Genomic DNA, 20,925 nt, shown 5'->3' on the forward strand with positions numbered 1-20,925 from the left:
CCGCAGCACACCTACCGATTTTGTGAAACACCAACGGCCGCCGAGACTCCTCGGCCGGGCCGCTATTCCTCGACGATCGAGGTGATCAGGGTGCGGCCGCTGACGGTGCGGGTGGTGACCGTCTGGGTGAACGCGTCCGGCAGTTCCCCGGGCCGCTGCTGCATGACCTTGACCGCCCAGTGCTCGTCGTCGCCGGGGGTCATGCGGCCGACCTGCACGCAGTAGCGGGTGCCGACCGGCAGCGAATCGATGCCGGTCTGAATGGTCGCCGGGTTGGCCACATTCGAGGCGTCGCCCGCGACGAATTGGCTTGCCACCGAGCCGGAGCGGAGCACGTAATAGGCGTACTGGAAGGCCAGGATCGCGTCGGGGCCGCTGGCGATGCCACCCGGATCGGTGCCGGTGACACTGTCGGGGGTGCGGCGGGTCTGGCAGCCGTCGGCGGCCGCGGCGGCGGACGGGCTGACCGATGTGGCCACCGCGGCCGTGCTCGTGCGGGCGGGGGCCGAGGTGCGCGGGCTGGTCGTGGGCGCGGACGAATCCTTCGGACTCGGTTCCATCAGAGCCGAGAGCAAACCGACCGCGGCGGCCGTGGCGCCCACCGCCACGACGACCGCGAGCACCACCAGCAGGGTGCGCGACCGCGCCCAGGGCTCCGACTCCGGCACGGCGGCGTGCCGGTTCTTGTCGCGCGGGTTCTTCGCCCTGGGCGGCGGAACCGCCGGCGCCGACCGTGATTCGGTGAGCACGCCGCTCACCGCCGCGGACAGTTCGGCGCAGGTCGCGTAGCGGTGGCGGGGATTCTTCGCCATGGCGCGCGCCAGGATCGGGTCCAGGGCGGCGGGCAGGGCCGGGTTGAGCGCGTGCGGCGCGGGCACGGGGGCCTTGACGTGCCGGTAGATCAGCCGGGGTAGGTCGGTGTCGGCGTACGGGGGTGTGCCGGTGAGCATTTCGAACAGCGTGCAGCCCAGTGAGTACACGTCGGCGCGGCGGTCGACGCGGGCCTCGTCGTTGAAGCGTTCCGGCGCGGTGTACTGGAAGCTCGCGACCACCTCGCCGCGCCCGGTGATGCCGCGGACCTCGTGATTGGACTCGGCGATGCCGAAGTCGGTGAGCAGCGCCCATTCTCGCGGTTGCGCGGTGAGCAGGATATTGGCGGGTTTGACGTCGCGGTGCAGCACGCCGGCGTCGTGGGCGTAGTCGAGGGCGCGCGCCACGTCGGCGGTGATGGCGGCGGCGCGGCGCGGTTCCAGGGGGCCGGCCAGCAGTTCGGCCTCCAGGTCCGAGCCGTCGACGTAGGCCATGGCCAGCCACAGCCGCCCTTGTTCCTCGCCGCGCGCGTAGATGGTGACGATGTTCGGATGGGCGAGCCGGGCAATGATATTGGCCTCGCGCAGGAATCGCTGCCGGGTCTCGGCACTGTCCCCCGCCACCACGTTGAGCAGCTTCAAGGCGACGAATCGGGGCAGGTCCCGGTCGTGGGCCAGGTACACCTCACCCATTCCGCCGACGCCTAGGAGCCGCTCGACCCGATACCCGGCGAAGGTCACTCCCGGCCGGAGCTGCTCAGCCAAACAATCCTCCCGATTCACCTGCACCGCAGACAATACCGGGACCGATCGGCGGCGGGAGGAACGGTTCGGATCGGATGCGGCGGGGCGCGGGCGCGCCGGGATTTCCGCTGGCTATGGTCGGTGCGACCAGCACCGCACCGATCCGGGAGGCCCATTGACCGCCGCCGCGCGACCACACATCGCGGTGGTGATGGGCGTGGCGGGATCCGGCAAGTCCACTGTGGCGAGCATCGTGGCGCGGACGCTGGACTGGGATCTGCTGGAGGGCGACGACCTGCACCCGCCCGCCAATTGCGCGAAGATGGCCGCCGGTCAACCGCTCACCGATGCCGATCGGAGGCCGTGGCTGGCGGCCGTGGCGGAGTGGATGTCCGAGGAGTTCGCGGCGGGCCGTTCGGGAGTCGTCGCCTGTTCGGCGCTGAAACGCTCCTATCGGGACATCCTGCGCGCCAGCCGCATCGGACACCCGGACGCGGACCTCACCTTCGTGCACCTCACGGGCGCCCGAGCGGTACTGCGCGCCCGCCTCCTCGCGCGCACCGACCATTTCATGCCACCGGACCTGCTGACCTCGCAGCTCGAGACCCTGGAGCCACCCGATCCGGACGAGCGGGTGGTCACCCTCGAAATCAATCGTCCGCCAGCCGAAGTCGCCGACGCCGCGCTGGCCGCCCTGCGTCCTCACAGCTGACCCGAAGCTTCAGCTCAGCTTCAGGCCGCGTCTCTACCATCGACGGCGTGTACGCACCGAGAATCGCCGCCGCGGTCCTGCTCTCCGCCGTGTTCCTGTCCGCGGGCTGCACGTATCCGCGGGCCCGCGCGGCGGCCGACACCACGGTCACCCTCGAATTCGGCGGCCTGCAACGGCAATACCTCGTCCACTACCCCGCCAACCGCCCACAGGGCCTGGTGCCCGCGGTCCTCGCCTTCCACGGCGGGGGCGGTACCGCCCGGAACCTGGCCGAGACCTCCGGCTTCGACACGCTCTCCGACACCGAGGGCTTCATCGCCGTCTACCCCGACGGCTACCAGAAATCATGGAACGACGGCCGCGGCGCGGACACCACGGCGGGCGCGGCCGGAATCGACGACGTGGGTTTCGTTGCGGCGGTGATCGACCGGCTCGTCGGCGGCGACGGCGTGGACCCGTCCCGTGTCTATGCCACCGGGATGTCCAACGGCGGCATGTTCACCGAACAGCTCGGCTGCCGTCTGTCGGGGAAGCTCGCCGCCATCGCCCCCGTCGCGGGACCGCTCCCCCAGACGGACGAATTCGACTGCACGCCCGCCCATCCCCTGCCGGTGCTCGAGATCCACGGCACCGCCGACCCGATCGTCCCTTATGACGGCGGTGTCGTCCGGGTCACTTCGGGGCGGCACGGCGCGGGCACCAGCCCCGTGCTGTCGGTCGACGCGACCCAGCAGTGGTGGCGCGAGCGCGACGGCTGCTCCGGCGTCACCACCACCCAGCTGCCGCCGCGCACCGACGACGGGACCTCGGTCACGCTGCGGTCCGCCGACTGCCGGAACGGATCCGCGGTGCAGCTCTACTCGGTCACCGGCGGCGGTCACACCTGGCCGGGTGGTCAGCAGTACCTGCCCGAGGCCATTGTCGGCAAAGTCACGCGCCAATTCGACGCCGCCGACGTGATCTGGCGATTCTTCGCTCGATTCTCGGCATAACCGCCGGTCGAACACTGGACAACCAGGACTTACCGGTACCGTGGGCCAATGGCCGCCCCACAGTTTGCCTGTCGGTAACTCTCATATGAAACAACCAACGCAGAAGCGCCGGATGGTTCCATGAGAGGTGGGCAGCACGTAATGCCGCGACCGCAGGCCGATATCGAGACAGACGCGAACCCGATGTTGCGGGCCGCCCTCGCGCCGCGAGCCCGCACCCTGGTCGACATTCTCGCCGCGACCGCCGCGGCGTACCCCGACGCACCCGCCATCGACGACGGCGAGGTGGAACTCGGATACGCGGAGCTGCTCGCGGAGATCGCCGTCGAGGTGGATCGTCTGGCCGCCGCGGGCGTGCGCGCCGGGGACCGGGTCGGGGTCCGGATGCCGTCGGGCACGCGCGGGCTCTACATCACCATCCTGGCCGTCCTGCACGCGGGCGCGGCCTATGTCCCGGTCGACGCCGATGATCCCGACGAGCGTGCCCGGCTGGTGTTCGGCGAGGCCCGGGTGTCGGCCATCGTGACCGCCGCCGGCATCGAAACCACCGGCGTCGCACGGGAATCCGGCGATCCGCGAACCCGACCGGCCGCCCCCACCCCGGCCGACGACGCCTGGATCATCTTCACCTCCGGATCCACCGGCACCCCCAAGGGCGTTGCGGTGACCCATCGCAACGCCGCCGCGTTCGTCGACGCCGAAGCGAACCTGTTCCTCCAGCACGAACCCATCGGCCCCGGAGACCGGGTACTGGCCGGTCTGTCGGTCGCCTTCGACGCCTCCTGCGAGGAGATGTGGCTGGCCTGGCGGCACGGCGCCTGCCTGGTCCCGGCCCCGCGCGCACTGGTGCGCACCGGCGCGGACCTGGGTCCGTGGCTGGTACGCCGCGAGATCAGCATCGTCTCGACCGTCCCGACGCTGGCCGCCACCTGGCCCGCCGAGGCCCTGGAACCGGTGCGCCTGCTCATCTTCGGCGGCGAGGCGGTCCCGCCCGAGCTGGCCGAACGACTGGCGGGCAACCAGGATTCCGAGCGCGAGGTATGGAACACCTACGGCCCCACCGAGGCCACCGTGGTGGCGTGCGCGGCGCTGCTGGACGGCGGGTTCCCGATCCGCATCGGCCTGCCCCTCGACGGCTGGGACCTGACCGTCGTCGACGCCGCCGGAAACCCCGTGGGCGAGGGCGAATCCGGTGAGCTGGTGATCGGCGGCGTCGGCCTGGCCCGCTACCTCGACCCCGCCAAGGACGCCGAGAAGTACGCCCCGCTGGAATCGGTGGGCTGGGAACGCGCCTACCGCAGCGGCGATCTGGTCCGCAACGACCGCGAGGGACTGGTGTTCCTGGGCCGCGCCGACGACCAGATCAAGCTCGGCGGCCGCCGCATCGAACTCGGCGAGATCGACAACGCGCTGCAGCACCTGCCGGGCGTGACCGGCGCGGCCGCCGCCATCCGGACCACCAAGGCGGGCAACAAGATCCTGGTCGGCTACCTCACCGGACCCGACGCCGACTACGACCTGACCGCCGCCAGAACCATTCTGGCCGAACAACTTCCGGCCCCCCTGGTGCCGCGCCTGGCCGTCGTGGGGGAACTGCCCACCCGCACCTCCGGCAAGGTCGACCGCGACGCCCTGCCCTGGCCGCTGCCCAAGGCGGTCGCCGCCACCCCCGAGGCCGGGCTCACCGAGACCCAGCAGTGGGTCGCCGGACTGTGGGATTCGATCCTGGGCGCCGAGGTCACCGATCCCGACGCCGACTTCTTCGATCTGGGCGGCGGCTCCCTCGCCGCGGCCCAGCTGGTGGCGGCGCTGCGCGAGCGGCATCCGCGCATCGCGGTGGCCGACCTCTACGACCATCCGCGCCTGGGCGCGCTGGCCGCCTTCCTGGACGGCTTCGCTCCGACCGAGACCGTCGAGGAGCGCGTGGTCCGGCCGGTGCCGCTGTCCGCGCAGCTGTTTCAGGTGCTCGCCACGATCCCGCTCACCACCCTCACCGGTCTGCAATGGCTGACGTGGCTGGCCACGGTCGGCAATATCGCCGCCTGGTCGGGCTCGCTGCCGTGGCTGCCGCACCTGTCGTGGTGGTGGACCCTGGCGGCGTTCGTCCTGTTCATCTCCCCGCCCGGCCGGATGGCGCTGTGCGTCGCCGGGTCCCGGCTGCTGTTGCGCGGCGTCGGGGCCGGCACCTACCCGCGCGGTGGTCTCGTGCACCTGCGACTGTGGACGGCCGTGCGGCTGTCGGAGGCCAGCGGCGCGGAGAACCTGTCCGGCGCACCGTGGATGGTGCCGTTCGCCCGCGCGCTCGGCGCGACCGTGGGCACGGGCGTCGACCTGCACACCCTGCCGCCGGTCACCGGCATGCTGCGGCTCGGCGACGGCTGCAGCGTCGAACCCGAGGTCGACCTGGCCGGGTACTGGATCGACGGCGACGTGGTGCACATCGGCCCGATCGAGATCGGGCCCGGCGCGGTGGTCGGGGCGCGCTCGATGCTGCTGCCCGGCACCAGGATCGGCCGCAATGCCGAGATCGCGCCCGGCTCGTCGGTGTCGGGCAAGGTCAAGGCCGAACAGGAGTGGGCGGGCTCGCCCGCGGTGAAAGTCGGCCGGGCCCAGCACCGCTGGCCCGACGCCACGCCCGCGCGCGCCTCGCACTGGGTGGCCATCTTCGGCATCACCTCCATGCTGCTGGCCTCGGTGCCGATCCTGGCGCTGGGCAGCGGCGGCCTGCTCATCGCCTGGTGGATTCGCGACACCCAGACGCTGACAGCGGGTTTCGGGCGCGCGTTCGCCATGCTGCCGGTCGCCATGCTGCTGGTCCTGGGCGTGTACGCGACGGTCACGATCGTGTCGGTGCGGCTGCTGGCCATCGGGCTCACCGAGGGCCATCATCCGGTGCGCAGCCGCCAGGGCTGGCAGGCGTGGGCCACCGAACGCCTGCTGGATTCCGCGCGCACCTTCCTGTTCCCGCTCTACGCCAGCCTGCTGACCCCGGTGTGGCTGCGCCTGCTGGGCGCGAAGGTCGGCAAGCGCGTGGAGGTTTCGACCGTGCTGCTACTGCCGAAGTTCACCGTGGTCGCCGACGGCGCGTTCCTGGCCGACGACACCATGGTCGCCAGTTACGAATTGGGCGGCGGCTGGCTGCGGATCGGTGAGGCCAAGGTCGGCAAGCGGGCCTTCCTCGGCAACTCCGGCATGACCGCGCCGGGCCGTCGCGTCCCCAAGAACGGCCTGGTCGCCGTGCTGTCGGCCGCGCCGTCGAAGGCGAAGGCGGGGTCGTCGTGGCTGGGCAGCCCACCCATCCGATTGCGCCGCGCCGCCGAAACCGCCGACACCGCACGCACCTTCGACCCGCCCACGCGGCTGCGGATCGCCCGCGCGGTGGTGGAGACCTGCCGGTTGATCCCGGTGCTGGTGACCTTCGCCATCGGGCTCGGCGTGCTGTTCGGCCTGGCCTGGCTGGCCCAGACCCTCGGCCACCTGCCCACCGCCCTGCTCAGCGGCCTGGTGCTGCTGACCGCGGGCGCGGTCGCGGGCGCGTCCTCGGTCATCGCGAAATGGCTGCTGGTGGGCCGGATCGGCACCGAGGAGCATCCGCTGTGGAGCTCGTTCGTGTGGCGCAACGAGGTGGCCGACACCTTCGTCGAGCATGTCGCCGCACCGTGGTTCGCGCGTGCCGCCACCGGAACGCCTGTCCTCAATGTCTGGTTGCGTGGACTCGGCGCGAAAATAGGCCGCGGGGTATGGTGCGAGTCCTATTGGCTTCCGGAGGCTGACCTGGTGACACTCGGTGACGGCGCGACCGTGGAACGCGGTTGCGTGGTGCAGACCCATCTGTTCCACGACCGCATCATGGCCATGGACACCGTCACCCTCGGCCCCGGCGCCACCCTCGGCCCGCACTGTGTCGCCCTGCCCGCCAGCGTGATCGGCGCGGGCGCCACCATCGGGCCCGCCTCGCTGGTCATGCGGGGCGACAGCGTCCCGCCGTCCACCCGCTGGTGGGGCAACCCCATCGCACCCTGGCCGGACGGGAGCCGCTGATGGTGAATCCGATCGACGAACCCATCGACGATTACCTGCCGCAGAACGGGAATCGCGGCTACCGGGTCTCGCGCTACGACCTCGAACTGGTCTACAAGGTCTCGAGCAACCGGCTCGCCGGGCGCGCCGACATCACCGCGGTGACCACCGGCGCGCGAGATCGCTTCGCGCTGGACCTGTCCCAGGCGCTGTCGGTGTCCAAGGTGCTGGTGAACGGCGCCAAGCCCGCCAAATACGTCCACCAGCGTGGCAAATTGGTGATCACCCCGCGCCAGCGCGTCCCGGCGGGCGGCGCGCTGGTACTCACCGTCCAGTACGCGGGCCCGCCCACGCCGGTGCGCGGTCCGTGGGGCGAGGTCGGCTGGGAGGAGCTCACCGAGGGGGCCCTGGTGGCCAGCCAGCCCAATGGCGCGGCCTCCTGGTTCCCCTGCGACGACCACCCCAGTTCCAAGGCCAGCTACCGGATCTCGATCACCACCGATTCCCCGTACTACGCGCAGGCCAACGGCACCCTGGTGCGCAAGCAGACCAAGGCCAGCCAGACCACCTGGGTGTACGACCAGCCCGAACCCATGGCGACCTACCTGGCGACCATCCAGATCGGCCACTACCGCAAACAGCGGATCGACGCGCCGCGCGGATCGGTCCCCATGCAGGCGGTGCTGCCGCCGCGGCTGCGCCTGCCCTTCGAGCACGACTTCGCACGCCAGCCGCGCATGATGGAGGTCTTCACCGAACTGTTCGGGCCCTACCCGTTCGAGGCGTACACGGTGGTGGTCACCGACGACGACCTCGAGATTCCCATCGAGGCCCAGGGCATTTCGGTGTTCGGCGCGAATCACTGTGACGGGCAACGCGGTTCGGAGCGACTGGTCGCGCACGAACTGGCGCACCAGTGGTTCGGCAACAGCCTCACCATCCGGCAGTGGCGCGACATCTGGCTGCACGAGGGTTTCGCCTGTTACGCGGAATGGATCTGGTCCGCGGCCGCGGGCGGCCCGTCGGCCGATCAGCTGGCCCGCACCGCGCACCGCAACCTGGCACGGCTGCCGCAGGACATCCTGCTCGCCGACCCGACCCCGGAGTTCATGTTCGACGACCGGGTCTACAAGCGCGGCGCGCTCACCCTGCACGCCCTGCGCCTGCAGCTGGGCGACACCGCCTTCTTCGACCTGCTGCGCGCCTGGACCGCGCGGTACCGGCACGCCTCGGTCGGCACCGACGAATTCACCGACCTGGCCGGGCATTACAGCAACCAGTCACTGCGACCGCTCTGGGACGCCTGGCTGCACGCCCGACCGCTGCCGCCGCTGCCCGCACTCCCCGCGTACCGGACCGATTTCGAGGCCGGGTAGACTTCCAGCGAACACGTTGTTGATCATGGCTGTGCCGGTGCGAACCGTCACACCAGCGTCGTAGATCGCTACAACTCCCAAGCAGCCCCCACTGCGCGGCTTAGCTTTCCTTACGGCGATCGATTTTGCCCACTGGCAATCTCGCCACCTTGTGCCCCCGGCGCGGACCCGATGTCCGCCGCACGGCTCGGGCACGCCCCCGATGCCCGAAAGGCACTGCAGCTCCGATGACTTCCGCCCCCACCTCCTTCGCCGCGCTCGGTGTGCACGAGCCGCTGATCCGCGCCCTCACCAGTGCCGGCATCACCGAGCCGTTCCCGATCCAGGCCGACACCCTGCCCGACACCCTGGCCGGGCGCGACGTGCTCGGACGCGGAAAGACCGGCAGCGGAAAGACCTTGGCGTTCTCCATTCCGATGGTCGACATGCTGGGCCGGGACCCGCAGCCGTGTGCGCCGAATCACCCCGCCGGGCTGGTTCTCGCGCCGACCCGCGAGTTGGCGACCCAGATCGCGGCCACCCTCGAGCCGTTGGCCGCCGCGTACCGCATGTCGGTGACCACCATCTTCGGTGGCGTGTCCCAGCACCGGCAGGTGCAGGCGCTGAAGAAGGGCGTCGACATCGTCATCGCCTGCCCGGGCCGCCTCGAGGACCTCATGCGACAGGGCCTGATCAGCCTCGACGATGTCGAGATCACCATCATCGACGAGGCCGACCACATGGCCGACCTGGGCTTCCTGCCCGGCGTCACCCGGATCCTGGCCGCCACCCCGAGCGACGGCCAGCGCCTGCTGTTCTCGGCCACCCTGGACAACGGCGTCAACAAGCTGGTTCAGCGCTTCCTGCCCAACGCGGTGAAACACGAAGTCGACGAAGCGAATTCGCCGGTGGCCGCCATGACCCACCATGTGTTCGAGGTGCCTACCAACGATGCGAAGCGCGCGGTCGTGCACCGCCTCGCGTCCGGCACGGAGCGGCGAATCCTGTTCACCCGCACCAAGCATCAGGCCCGCAAGCTGGCCCGTCAGCTCACCACGGCCGGCATCCCGGCCGTGGACCTGCACGGCAACCTGACCCAGCCCGCCCGCGACCGCAATCTGGCGGCCTTCGCCTCCGGCGCGGCCAAGGTCCTGGTCGCCACCGACGTGGCCGCGCGCGGCGTGCACGTGGACGGCGTGGAACTGGTCGTGCACGTCGATCCGCCCGCCGAGCACAAGGCCTACCTGCACCGGTCCGGCCGCACCGCGCGCGCGGGCAATGACGGCGACGTCGTCACCCTGGTGCTGCCCGATCAGCGCGGCGATCTCGCCGCGCTCATGCGCAAGGCCAAGATCACCGTCTCCCCGCAGTCGGTGACGCCCGAATCCCCGCAGGTGAGCGAGCTGGTCGGCGAGGTCGCCGCGCTGGTTCCCGTCTCCGGCGGCGATACCGCCCCGGCCCGCGGCGAGGCGGCCGCGGCTCCCGCGCGCGGCCCGCGTCAGCCCCGTCAGCGCACCCGCCCCGTGGGCGACAAGCCCGCCGCGCCGCGCCGGCGCAAGTCCGGTGGCCGCGGCGACGAGGTGCGCAGCGACCGTCCGGCCGACCGCAAGCACGAGACCGTCAAGGACGGCCGTCCCGGCGGGCGCACCGGCGGGCGAGCCTCCGGCAAGCCGCGCACGGCCTCGGGTGCGCCCGGGGCCTCGGGTCACGGCTCCCGCGGCGGCGAGACGGGCGGCAAGCCCGCCTCGCGCACCCGGTCGGATCGCCGTGCCGCGGCGCCGGCCCGTCAGCGGGACCACGGCCAGAGCGCTTCCGACACCGCGGGCGGGCGGTCCGGATCCCCGCGTACGGGCGGTGCGCCCCGCCGTCGCCGCAACGGCTGACGTCACTCGGCGGCACTCGCGGGACGCGCGGCATGCTCGGCGCGACCATTCTCCGGTCGCGCCGAGAATGTAACCTTTGTCCGTATCCACCCGGCGTGGAATTTCTTACAGTTAATTGAGAGCAAGCAGCAGCCTGCTCCCACGCCGTGAATATGTTTCCACCGCCCCCGACGTCCGCGCAGGGTGAGGAGAGAAGCAATGGTTACGCAGGCCGCCCCACTGAGCGAATCGGTCACGGTCAAATTCGAGCGGGTGGACGAACACCGCTACAAGGTGTCGGTGACGCCGATCGACCGCCTGCAATGGCGAGTGGGGTACGCGCCGGATATGAAAGCCGCCGTGCAACTGGCTCACGAGCTTGCGAAATAGCCGCTACAGCGCCGGCGCGCCGGGCTCCAGCAGGCGTTTGGGGTGCATGCCGTCGACCTGCCCGATGAAGGGCGGGTGAATGCTGTAGCCGAGCATCCGGCGAATGTCCTCGGACACCGCGCGCACGGTATCGCGGGTCATCGACAGGGTGAACGCCTCCTGCGGGCGCAGCCACGGCTCGCAATACTGCGCGGTGAGCGCGAGCCGCGGATTCGCCGACCGATTCGCGCCGCCGCCGTGCCACAGGGTGCCACCGAAGAATACGCAGCTACCGGCCCGCATCACGATCGGTTCCCGCGGCGTGGATTCGTCGGGGAGTTCGTCGCCCCACAAGTGGCTGCCCGGCACCATATCGGTGGCGCCATTGTCGGCGGTGAAGTCGTCGATGGCCCAGATGGTCGCCGCCCCCAACGCCTTTCGCGGCCGCGGCAGCGGGTAGAAGCCGTCGTCGGTGTGCAGCATCTGCGCGGCTTCGCCGGGTTGGATATTGATCACCTGCAGCATGGACAGCAGATAGTTGGGCATGAACAGCCGGTCCAGCAGCGCCAGCACGCGTGGATGATCGGCGATGCGGTCGCAGGATCGAGTCTTGTTCAGCACGCTGTAGACGCGCTGGGTGGAATGACCTTCGAAGTTGTTGCGCCCGCTCCGATCCAGCAGTGGCGCAACGCTTTCCCGGATCTCGTCCAGTTCGGCCGCCGTCAGCAGGTCGGGCAGGATGACGTAGCCGTCGCGCTCGAGCGCGGCCAGATCCGCGTCGACCACCGCCGGGTCCACACTCGCGCCGCTGCTGCCGGTGCGCCGATAGGTTCCGGCCAGATCACCGTCGAGATCCCGTAGCGAGGTCACCTTCGTGCTCATCGGGCCATCCTTTACATAACTGAGTTCTGTTATCCTCCGACTGTGGCACGAGCACCGATCGGACGTCAACAACTTCTCGACGCCGCGCGCGACGAACTGGTCCACGCCAACGGACTGCTGGAGCTGAGCGCGCTGACCCGCCGCACCGGCCTGAGCACCGGCGCGCTCTATCACCACTTCGGCTCGAAAGTCGGTCTGCTGGCAGCGATCTGGGACGATTTCTACGAAGGGCTGAGCCGGGCCATCGCCGACGATCGCCTCCCCGACGGCGACTGGGCCACCCGCGAACGCGCCCGCACACAGTGTTTCGTGGCCTACCACTTCGACCACCCGCTCGCGGCGCTGCTCCTCAATCGCGCCGCCCCCGATCCGGGTCTCACCGAGATCGAGGCCCTCTACATCCGCAATCTCGGCGATGCCGCGGCCGCCAATATCCGGCGTGGGCAGGCCACCGGCGAGATCCCCGCCGATCTCGACCCCGACAGCGCGGGCGCGTACGTGATCGGCGGTCTACGCCACGGCATCGGCCGGCAACTGCGCACCCACCCCCGGCCGGCGGTCGACCTGGCCGCGGAACGCCTGTGGCGCTTCACGGCCGCGACGCTGGAGCTGTCCTAGAACCCGCGCGACACCCGGCGGAGAGAACTCAGGCCGCCAGCCCGAGGTTGGCGACGAGTCGGCGCACCCGCTGCTCGATGTCGTCGCGGATGGCGCGGATCTCCTCGATCCCACCCCCGGCGGGATCGGGCAGTGGCCACTGCTCGAACCGATGCCCGCCGATGATCGGGTTGTCGTCACCGCAACCCATGTCGATCACCACATCGGCGGCCCGCATCAGTTCGTCGGACCACGGCTTCGGGAATTCGTCGGCGATGTCCACGCCGCGTTCGGCCATGGCCGCGATCACCAGCGGGTGGATCGCCGCGCTCGGGGCCGATCCGCACGACCACGCGGCGGCCTGCCGCCCGGCCATGCTGGTGAAGAAGCCGAGCGCCATCTGTGAGCGCCCGGCGTTCTGGGTGCAGACGAACAGGACCGTGGGCCCGGTCGGGGCGCCGTGCCCCCGGGTACGGGCCAGGGCGGTGAGCCGCTCGCGGGCGAACCGCTCGGCCAGTCCGGGCAGCCGGTCCGCCGGCAGCCCGATGGCCGTGAGATGGTCCAGCGAACCGTCGAGGATGCGCTCGACCGTGGCACGGTCCGCGGACGGTCCGAACTCGTCCATCAGACGTGCCACCGCGTCGCCCCGCACAGCCGGTTCCGTGTCGGCGCCGGAAGGCAGGGCGGTGCCGGGATTCTCGTTCACGCTCACTCCCTCCGCTCGAAATTCCAGCGTATCGCTGTTGAGAACGTCCGGGCTGAACACCGAACCGGACATGAGACTTGTTGATAGCCACACGCTATCGTCATTAGTCCGTACTCCGCCAGTCGCGCACCCGGTCGCTCGACGACTTCACGGTGAGTGAACGACCACATCGAATCCGGCAGTGTGATGACGGCCATGGTCCTGGCGCGTCCGCCGGCCCGTCACTCGGACCAGGAGCGGCGTCAACGCCCGCGGCTAGCGCACCGGGCCGAGCTGGTCGCGGAACTGGCCGGGGGTCAGACCGGTCTCCTCGCGGAAGGCGCGGTAGAAGTGACGGTCGCTGGAGAACCCGCAGGCGGCGGCGACCGCGGCCAGCGAGCGGGTGCGATCGGCGCGAATCAGGCGGCGGGCGTGGGCGATTCGGGTGCGGCGGATCAGCGCGCCCGGCTCACCGAATCCCTCGCACACCCGGTAGAGGGTGCGGCGGGAGAGCAGGCAGGCGTGGGCGATCTCGTCGACCGTCAGGTCCGGATTGGTGAAGTTCTTGCGGATGTAGGCCAGAACCTGCTGACGGGTGTAGAGCGAATCCGACGGGGCGGGTGCGCCGGTACCGGTGGACAGCAGCAGGGCCGAGGCCATCATCCCGGCGGCGTCACCGCCGAATACGGTGACCGCGCGGGCGATGTCGTCGGCGGGGAGTTCGGCCAGATTGCGGAAGAAGCCGGTGACCACGCCGAGGGCTCCGGTAGCGGGGACAGCGGTGGCGGTGGGCAGCTGTTCACGGGTGAGGCCGGAGTGTTCGAGGACCTGTCGCATCGGGGCCCGGATCAGAGTGGACAGGCAATTGTCGGTGGTGCGGCTCTCGAGCGGCAGGCCGCTGTCGAAGAATGCGATGGTGCCGGGCTTGGATTCGGCGGTGCGGCCACCCTGCTCGGTCCAATTCGTCCCTTTCAGAACGATATTCACGAGCAGGAAGTCGCCAGCGGTCCGCGCCACCATCTTCGGTGTCCGCATGGCGCGTTGCGCACTGGCCTGCATGCGCGACACCGAGATTCCGTCGTACTGGGTCGATACCACGCGGCCGTGCCAGTGACCGGTGCGCAAGGGCTCGATGACGGTCGGCGCGACCGCGTCCGACATCAGGGATTCCCATTGTTCGAATGCCTGACGTGGCGAAAGGGTCGAGGATGACGAGACCTCGACGGCGCCGGTAACGGCATGGTCCACACAAGCAATCCTCCCACCGAGGTGAGCCCGGCAATCCCCTTTTCGCGGGATATCTCGAGGCATGGGAGAACCGCTCATGAGCACGGCGGTCGAGGTCGCGAGGCGTTCGATGCGGAGCGGCGATCCGAGATCTTTGCAGTGCCACAAGGGAGTTCGCACCGAATCCGATTCGGCGGCGTCATGTCCGGCATTCCGGGGGGGAGCGAGCATCGATGCCCCGAGCGGCGAGCGCAGGGGTTCCCTGAGCAAGGCGGTGAACCCGGGCGGACCGGGAAGCTGAGACGGGCGAAAAGCACTGCAGCCGTTCCCTGTTCGATTCCGCCACCGGGGCGTGCAGCGGCCAGAAGCCGTGATGGCGAAGTCCTTCGCGACGCAGATACGGCTCGGCTCCGGGATCTCGGGTCCGGACCACCCGATCGCCGCGGCAGTCAGAATGGGCGAGCGTGCCAAGAATCCCTCCTGCGCGTCGCGCACAGCCGGCCATCCCCGAGGTAGCGAGTCGAGCAGTTCGAGCGGAAACTCCTGCCACGGCGCCGTTGCTGTTGTGGTTGCGCGCCAATGCGCTAGGGAGTGTCGCGCAGCGTGTATCCGACGCCGCGCACCGTGTGAATCAGTGGCGGATGGTCGGTATCGATCTTGCGCCGCAGCTGACTGACGAACGTTTCGACCACTCGGTCGGCTCGCCCTTCCTCGGCCTGCCACACACGGTCGAGGATCTGCCGCTTGCTCACCACCTTGCCCGCGTTGAGCATCAGGTACTGCAACAGCTTGAATTCGGTGGCGGACAGCCAGATCAATTCGCCGCCCCGGAACACGCGGTGAGTGTCGGCGTCGAGTTCCAGGTCGGCGAAGCGCAGCCGCTCGGGCCCCTCGTCGTCGGCGGGTCTGGTGCGGCGCAGGATGGCGTGCAGACGCAGCACGACTTCCTCGAGGCTGAACGGTTTGCTCACGTAGTCGTCGCCGCCGGCGCTGAGTCCGGCGATGCGGTCCTCGACGGCGTCGCGGGCGGTGAGGAACAGCACCGGCACCTCGCTGCCCGCGGCGCGCAGCCTGCGGGCGACGGTGAAACCGTCGAGGTCGGGCAGCATGACGTCGAGGATCATGACGTCGGGCGGCCGCCGGGTCGCGGCTTCCAGCGCGCCCCGGCCGCTGTCGGCGGAGCTGACGTCGAACCCGCTCAGCCGCAGCGCGGAACAGAGCAGGTCGAGAATGTACGGCTCGTCGTCGACGACCAGCACGGTCGCCGCCGGGGTCGCGGCGCGATCGCTCACGATGGTCACCCTAGGCGCTCCCACACCGGATTCGTGCGCGCACTCGCGCCGCTCTGTGTCATACGGGCCATCCTCGGGGCCGGCCCACCGGGCAGGCTCGGCGTCAGCTGGGCGTTTCCTGTGAACCGGCGGCCTCGGGTCCGGACCGGTCCGAGAGCGGGAACACCATGCGGAAGAGCGTGCCCGCCCCGGGCCGGGTGAGCAGTTCGATCCGCGCGCCGTGCGCGGTCAGCACGGCGGCCACGATGGCCAGTCCCAGCCCGGAACCGCCTGCGCGCGAGCGGGATTCGTCGACCCGATAGAAGCGGTCGAAGACGTGTCCGGCCTGTTCGAGGGGGATGCCGGGGCCGGTGTCGGACACCTCCGCGATCACCGCCGGACCACCCGCCCGCAGATCGGCCCCGGCGGCGGCGACCACTCCGGCCGCGTCCGGCACGGTGCCCGTGGCGATCCGAATGTCGATCTCGGCCGTGGCGGGTGTGTGCACGAGCCCGTTGCCGACCAGGTTGGTCAGCACCTGCCGCAGCCGATGCTCGTCCCCCACCACGCGCACGGCGCCGCCGGGAAGCCGCAGCCGCACAACGCGTTCCGGCTGCCGGGCCAGCGCGTCGCGCACGATGTCCCCGGCGAGGGCGGACAGGTTCACGTCGGTCAGGTCCAGCGGGCGTTGCTCGTCCAGCCGCGCGAGTAGCAGCAGGTCCTCGACCAGCAGTCCCATGCGCGCGGCCTCGTCCTCGATGCGTCGCATCATGGTGGCGACCTGGCCGGGATTCGCGGCGCCGCCCATCCGGTACAGCTCGGCGTACCCGCGGATCGAGGTGAGCGGGGTGCGCAGTTCGTGCGAGGCATCGGCCACGAACAGCCGCATCCGCGCCTCGGATTCCCCGAGCCGCCGCATGCTGGTCGACAACCGTTCGAGCATCACATTGAACGCGGCCCCCAGCCGCCCGACCTCGGTGTGATCGTCGGTGTGCTCGACCCGCCGATCCAGCTCTCCGGCCGCGATGGCCTCGGCGGTGTGCTCGATCCGCGAGAGCGGCCGCAACCCGACCCGCACCACCCAGGTCGCCACGGCGGCCATCACCAGCACCAGCACCACGCCGGAGACCACTTCGATGGTCCGCAATTCCCGAGCGGTCGCGTAGTAGCCGTCCAACGGCATGACCACGGCCGCCGTCGCCCCCAGTGGCTGCATCCGGCTCGGCGGCTGCACCACCGTCCGCACCCGCCAAGGGGACCCGTGCGAGTCGGTCACCTCGAAGATCCGGTCGCCACGCGCGGCGACTGCCGCCTTGTCCATCGCGGGCAACGACAACTCGACACCACCGACGCCGATCTGCCCCGACGGAGCGCCCGTGCTGTCGAAGAACAGGACCTGGAAGGTCGAGGGCAGGCCCTTCACCGGTTCGTCGGGCCGCGGGGGCGGGGGCGGACGGCTCTCGGTGGCCAGATCCCGCGCGACCCCGTTCAACTGTCCATCGATACGCGCCAATTCGGAGCGGCCGAGCATCGCCTGGGTGAGCACCCCGAACGCGGCCAGCCCCGCCGTGGCGATCACCAGCACCGACACCAGCAGCCGGGCCCGCAGCGTCCACCGCCGCAGCCTGGGGAAACGAGGCCCCGCATGGGCTCCGGCGGACGGAGAGCCGACCGCTCGATCACGCACGAACCCACCTAAACACAGCCCGTCGACGGCCCACGCCGATCTCCCTTCCGCCGCGCCGCCGCGCGAACCGCCCCGACAGTAGGCGCCGAACCTCCGGCGAACTCGAGAAGCCGCGTCCGCCCGCGCGCCGATTGCGGCGGGCACCGACCCACAGCACCGATCCCGGCCCCGCGAACCCCGGCCCGCACCGGAGCGGTGACCGGCGGCCGGGCGTTTGGTTGTGGTCGACCGGCGACTCCATGCGGGGCCCACCGCTCGAGCCACGATGTCTGGCTCCAGCCGTTGACCGGCGCGGGGATCCGTGTGGCAGTCCAGCCCCCGGTCCGCGCACCTCGCAGGCACGAGTGTCCACGCACCATCACTCGGCCTAGCGGGCCCGGCGAGCCCATACCGCGTTCCCAGCGGACTCCCAGATTCGCACGCCATTCGCCCCGAGCCCCGGCGAACAGGATCGACCACGACGACCGCGCCGCGATCACGGTGTCGCGGTGAGCGAAGGGACGGGATATGACATCGACTGCGTGGCGGCTGGAGTCGGCCGCGGCGGAGCGACCGGACGAGGGCGACGCCGGGCGGCGTGAAACACGGCTCGCCCGGGTGGTTTTCGGGGCGGACGGGCAGCCTCGCTGGGCGCGGCCGGGTCTGATCGGGCTGCTCGCGGTGACGGCGGTGCTCTATCTGTGGGATCTGACGAACTCCGGCTGGGCCAACGAGTACTACTCGGCGGCCGCCCAGGCGGGGTCGCGGAGTTGGAAGGCGCTGCTGTTCGGGTCGTTCGACGCCGGGAACGCCATCACGGTGGACAAGCCGCCCGCGGCGCTGTGGGTGATGGGGCTGTCCGGGAAGCTGCTCGGGTTCAGCCAGTGGTCGGTGCTGCTGCCGCAAGCTCTCATGGGCGTCGTGTCGGTCGGGCTGCTCGCGGCCACCGTGCGGCGGCTGAGCGGGCCGGGCGCCGGGCTGCTGGCCGGGGCGATCGCGGGCCTGACACCCGTGGCGGTGCTGATCTTCCGCTTCGACAATCCGGACGCGTTACTGGTGCTGCTGCTCGTCGTGGCCGCCTACTGCACGGTCCGTGCCATTCAGGCCACCGGCGACCGGGTGTGGTCCGCGCCGACCGGCTGGCTGATGCTCGCGGGTGTGGCGGTGGGGTTCGGCTTCCTCACCAAGATGATGCAGGCGTTCTTGATCCTGCCCGGGCTCGGTCTGGCTTTCCTGATCGCCGCGAACAGCTCACTGCGGCAGCGGGTCCGGTCCCTCGCCCTGGCCTGCCTCGCCGTCGTGGTGTCGGCGGGGTGGTACATCGCGCTGGTCGAGTTGTGGCCCGCGGACTCGCGGCCGTTCATCGGTGGCTCGACCGACAACAGCCTGTGGCAGCTGGCGGTCGGCTACAACGGTCTGGGCCGCATCCTCGGCGGCAGCGGCAATATGGGTTCCCACAGTCCCGGCGGTGTCGACGCGCCCGAGGGCATGTCCGGATTCGCCGGGTTCAGCGGATCCTCAGGCCTCACACGGCTTTTCAATCCGGAGATGGGCGGCGAGATCTCGTGGCTGCTTCCGGCCGCGCTGATCGGGCTGGCCGCGGGGCTCTGGCTCACCCGCCGTGCGCCGCGCACCGACCGCACCCGGGCGGCGTTCGTCCTGTGGGGCGGCTGGCTACTGGTCACCGGGGTGACCTTCTCGTTCATGGGCGGCATCGTGCACCCGTACTACACCGTGGCCCTGGCCCCGGCGATCGGCGCGCTGGTCGCGCTGTCGGTGCGCGAATTGTGGTCGCGCGCGGCCCATCCCGCGGCGCGCCCGACCTTGGCCCTCATGGCGGCGGGCACCGGGGCGTGGTCGTTCGTGCTGCTGAACCGCACCCCGGACTGGCTGCCGTGGCTGCGCTGGACGGTGCTGATCGGCTCGATCCTGGTGGCGCTGCCCGTTATTGCCGGTTCCCGCGCATCCTGCCGCTACGCCGCCGTCCTGGCGCTGGCGGGCGTGCTGTTCGGACTCGGCGGCGCGAGCGCCTGGGCGATCGCGACCGCCGCCCAGCCACACAGCGGCGGCAATCCGCTGTCCGGACCCGCCGCCGCCCAGAGTTTCGGCCCTTGCGGCGCTCCCGGCGAGGACGGCGATCGCTTCACACCACCGAGCGACGCAGCGCCCGAAGGGGATCCGGCCGCCCCGAGCGGCGAGATCACGACCGGGCCGACCGACGTCATTCCGGTCCAGCAAGGCGGCACCGGCGACGGCGCGCCAGGCAACGGGCACGGCCCGATGTTCGCATCGGCGAACAATGCCGAGCTGGTAGCCCTGCTCGAGCACAGCGACGCTCGCTGGGCGGCCGCGACCGTCGGGGCGGGTTCGGCTGGGGGCCTTGCCCTGAATTCCGGCAAGTCGGTCATGGCGATCGGTGGTTTCACCGGTAGCGACGACTCCCCCACCCTGGCGCGGTTCCAGACCTACGTGTCCGCCGGTCAGGTTCGCTACTTCATCGACGGCGGAATGGTCATGGGCGGCAACGCCGATTCGAGCGGCTCCCAGATCTCGGCCTGGGTGAAGTCCCACTTCACCGCGCTCACGGTCGGCGCCAGCACCGTGTACGACCTGTCCCGGCCGGTCACCGCCTGAGCGGCCGGACGATCAGATCAACGCCTTGTGCACCCGCAGCCGACGGCGCACGTTCGCCATCATGCTCCGGGTGCCCGCGTTGCGAATGAAGCGGGGAATGAAGCGGTTCACGAAGCCCACGAACACGAACAGGTGCTCGAAGCGGCGCTGGTCGGCGGCGGACCAGCTCACGCCGAGCTGCTCACGGAAGTACGGGGGCAGGTAGCCGACGGTGAGGAAGCGCAGCAGACCGCCGAAGATCACCCGCAGATTCCAGTGGATCATGCGCAGGCGTAGCAGGTCGTCGATGAAGGCGCGGATCTTCTCGTCGGCCGCCACCTGCTCGCACGCGCGCACCCAGTACTCGTCGAATTCGGCGCGGGTGCCGGGCCACATCTCGTCGGTGACCTGGAGGGTGGTGCCCAGGGGCGCGGAGGTGGAGTAGAACGCCTCGGCCTGTTCGGGATTCATCTTCCCGTTGAGCAGCTGATACGAGTCCTCGAAGCCGATGTAGAGGCAGGCCGCGACCCACAGTTGCAGGTCGCGGTCGAAGGCGTTGTAGCGGACAGCGGCCCCGGGTTCGGACTTCACCTGGCGGTGGGCGACATTGACCGCTTCCCGGAAGGCGACCTTCTCCTCCGGCGTGCCGAGGATGGCGACCGCGAGGTAGGACGCGGTGGTGCGCAACCGTTTCCACGGATGCACCATGAGCGCCCCGGAGTGCACCTTGCTGTCGGCCACGCCGTGCCCGACGCCGGGTCGCGCCATCTGCATGGCGACATTGGCGGCCGCGCCGGAGAACTGCCAGAAGTCCAGCGCGTCCTCGAGTTTCGGCGGGCGTTTGGTGTCGGCGCGGTGCACGCCGGGGATGTGGATGCGGGTCTGCTCGAGGGTGAGGGTGGCGTCGCCGGCCGGCTGCGGTGCCGCGATGGTCATGGATCTCCTTCGATCGGGCGCGGGCTATGTTACCGAGGATTCCGCAGCGCGGTCTCGGATTCAAGAGGGGAATAGAAAGTAACTTAGTACCACCTGTGTTACCGCATCACCGCAGCGTGAGACGTTGCATCTCCCCAATATCATCCCCGAAGAAGATCTCCCGATTCTCTTCCATTCTCGAGAAT

15 protein-coding genes are annotated in these 20,925 nt (G+C 70.4%); 8 read left to right on the forward strand and 7 right to left on the reverse strand.

Annotation, left to right across the window (positions count from 1 at the left end; translation table 11 throughout):
• Positions 1-62 precede the first annotated feature (62 nt).
• The gene (locus tag ABZ412_RS32090; protein WP_357287799.1) at positions 63-1,574 is read right to left on the reverse strand and encodes a protein kinase; all 1,512 of its coding nucleotides are present in this window, start codon (positions 1,572-1,574) and stop codon (positions 63-65) included.
• Between the two features lie 190 nt (positions 1,575-1,764).
• Here ABZ412_RS32090 and ABZ412_RS32095 point away from each other — a divergent pair, with 190 nt between their 5' ends.
• The 6 genes from ABZ412_RS32095 (at position 1,765) to ABZ412_RS32120 (ending at position 10,884) form a co-directional block, all read left to right on the forward strand.
• The gene (locus tag ABZ412_RS32095) at positions 1,765-2,265 is read left to right on the forward strand and encodes a gluconokinase (RefSeq protein WP_357287912.1); all 501 of its coding nucleotides are present in this window, start codon (positions 1,765-1,767) and stop codon (positions 2,263-2,265) included.
• 47 nt (positions 2,266-2,312) lie between these two features.
• Entirely contained in the window at positions 2,313-3,257 is a 945-nt protein-coding gene (locus ABZ412_RS32100) for a PHB depolymerase family esterase (RefSeq protein WP_357287801.1), read from the forward strand.
• Between the two features lie 141 nt (positions 3,258-3,398).
• Positions 3,399-7,298 (forward strand): Pls/PosA family non-ribosomal peptide synthetase, encoded by a 3,900-nt coding sequence (locus tag ABZ412_RS32105; RefSeq protein ID WP_357287804.1) that lies wholly within the window; start codon positions 3,399-3,401, stop codon positions 7,296-7,298.
• Positions 7,298-8,653 (forward strand): M1 family metallopeptidase, encoded by a 1,356-nt coding sequence (locus ABZ412_RS32110; RefSeq protein ID WP_357287806.1) that lies wholly within the window; start codon positions 7,298-7,300, stop codon positions 8,651-8,653. The genes ABZ412_RS32105 and ABZ412_RS32110 overlap by 1 nt, the downstream gene beginning before the upstream one ends.
• Positions 8,654-8,880: 227 nt before the next feature.
• On the forward strand, positions 8,881-10,515 hold the full coding sequence (locus tag ABZ412_RS32115; RefSeq protein ID WP_357287809.1) for a DEAD/DEAH box helicase: 1,635 nt from the start codon (positions 8,881-8,883) through the stop codon (positions 10,513-10,515).
• Positions 10,516-10,713: 198 nt separating this feature from the next.
• The gene (locus tag ABZ412_RS32120; RefSeq protein ID WP_357287812.1) at positions 10,714-10,884 is read left to right on the forward strand and encodes a hypothetical protein; all 171 of its coding nucleotides are present in this window, start codon (positions 10,714-10,716) and stop codon (positions 10,882-10,884) included.
• A gap of 3 nt (positions 10,885-10,887) precedes the next feature.
• Here the strand turns inward: ABZ412_RS32120 and ABZ412_RS32125 are convergent, their stop codons facing one another.
• Positions 10,888-11,745 carry a phytanoyl-CoA dioxygenase family protein gene (locus ABZ412_RS32125; protein ID WP_357287815.1) on the reverse strand — a complete coding sequence of 286 codons (858 nt, stop codon included), beginning with the start codon at positions 11,743-11,745 and terminating at the stop codon, positions 10,888-10,890.
• 42 nt (positions 11,746-11,787) lie between these two features.
• Here ABZ412_RS32125 and ABZ412_RS32130 point away from each other — a divergent pair, with 42 nt between their 5' ends.
• Positions 11,788-12,363 (forward strand): TetR/AcrR family transcriptional regulator, encoded by a 576-nt coding sequence (locus ABZ412_RS32130; protein WP_357287817.1) that lies wholly within the window; start codon positions 11,788-11,790, stop codon positions 12,361-12,363.
• A 28-nt stretch (positions 12,364-12,391) separates the two neighbouring features.
• Here ABZ412_RS32130 and ABZ412_RS32135 read toward each other — a convergent pair whose 3' ends face one another.
• The 4 genes from ABZ412_RS32135 to ABZ412_RS32150 all read right to left on the reverse strand — a co-directional run bounded on the left by ABZ412_RS32135 (position 12,392) and on the right by ABZ412_RS32150 (position 17,212).
• Positions 12,392-13,048 carry an arsenate reductase ArsC gene (locus ABZ412_RS32135; RefSeq protein ID WP_357287820.1) on the reverse strand — a complete coding sequence of 219 codons (657 nt, stop codon included), beginning with the start codon at positions 13,046-13,048 and terminating at the stop codon, positions 12,392-12,394.
• Positions 13,049-13,303: 255 nt separating this feature from the next.
• The gene (locus ABZ412_RS32140; RefSeq protein ID WP_357287823.1) at positions 13,304-14,188 is read right to left on the reverse strand and encodes an AraC family transcriptional regulator; all 885 of its coding nucleotides are present in this window, start codon (positions 14,186-14,188) and stop codon (positions 13,304-13,306) included.
• Positions 14,189-14,838: 650 nt separating this feature from the next.
• Complete coding sequence (locus ABZ412_RS32145) at positions 14,839-15,546, reverse strand: response regulator transcription factor (RefSeq protein ID WP_357287826.1); 708 nt, start codon at positions 15,544-15,546, stop codon at positions 14,839-14,841.
• Between the two features lie 103 nt (positions 15,547-15,649).
• Entirely contained in the window at positions 15,650-17,212 is a 1,563-nt protein-coding gene (locus ABZ412_RS32150; protein WP_357287828.1) for a HAMP domain-containing sensor histidine kinase, read from the reverse strand.
• Between the two features lie 507 nt (positions 17,213-17,719).
• Between ABZ412_RS32150 and ABZ412_RS32155 the strand changes: the two genes are divergently transcribed.
• Positions 17,720-19,825, forward strand: coding sequence for a glycosyltransferase family 39 protein (locus tag ABZ412_RS32155; RefSeq protein ID WP_357287831.1), 2,106 nt, complete (start codon positions 17,720-17,722; stop codon positions 19,823-19,825).
• A 12-nt stretch (positions 19,826-19,837) separates the two neighbouring features.
• On the opposite strand, the gene ABZ412_RS32160 is transcribed toward ABZ412_RS32155, so the two are convergent.
• A complete protein-coding gene (locus ABZ412_RS32160) occupies positions 19,838-20,740 on the reverse strand; it encodes an oxygenase MpaB family protein (RefSeq protein ID WP_357287833.1) in 903 nt (300 codons plus the stop codon).
• Between the last annotated feature and the right edge of the window lie 185 nt (positions 20,741-20,925).

This window comes from Nocardia sp. NPDC005746 (genome assembly GCF_040630785.1).
Taxonomy (GTDB): Bacteria; Actinomycetota; Actinomycetes; order Mycobacteriales; family Mycobacteriaceae; genus Nocardia.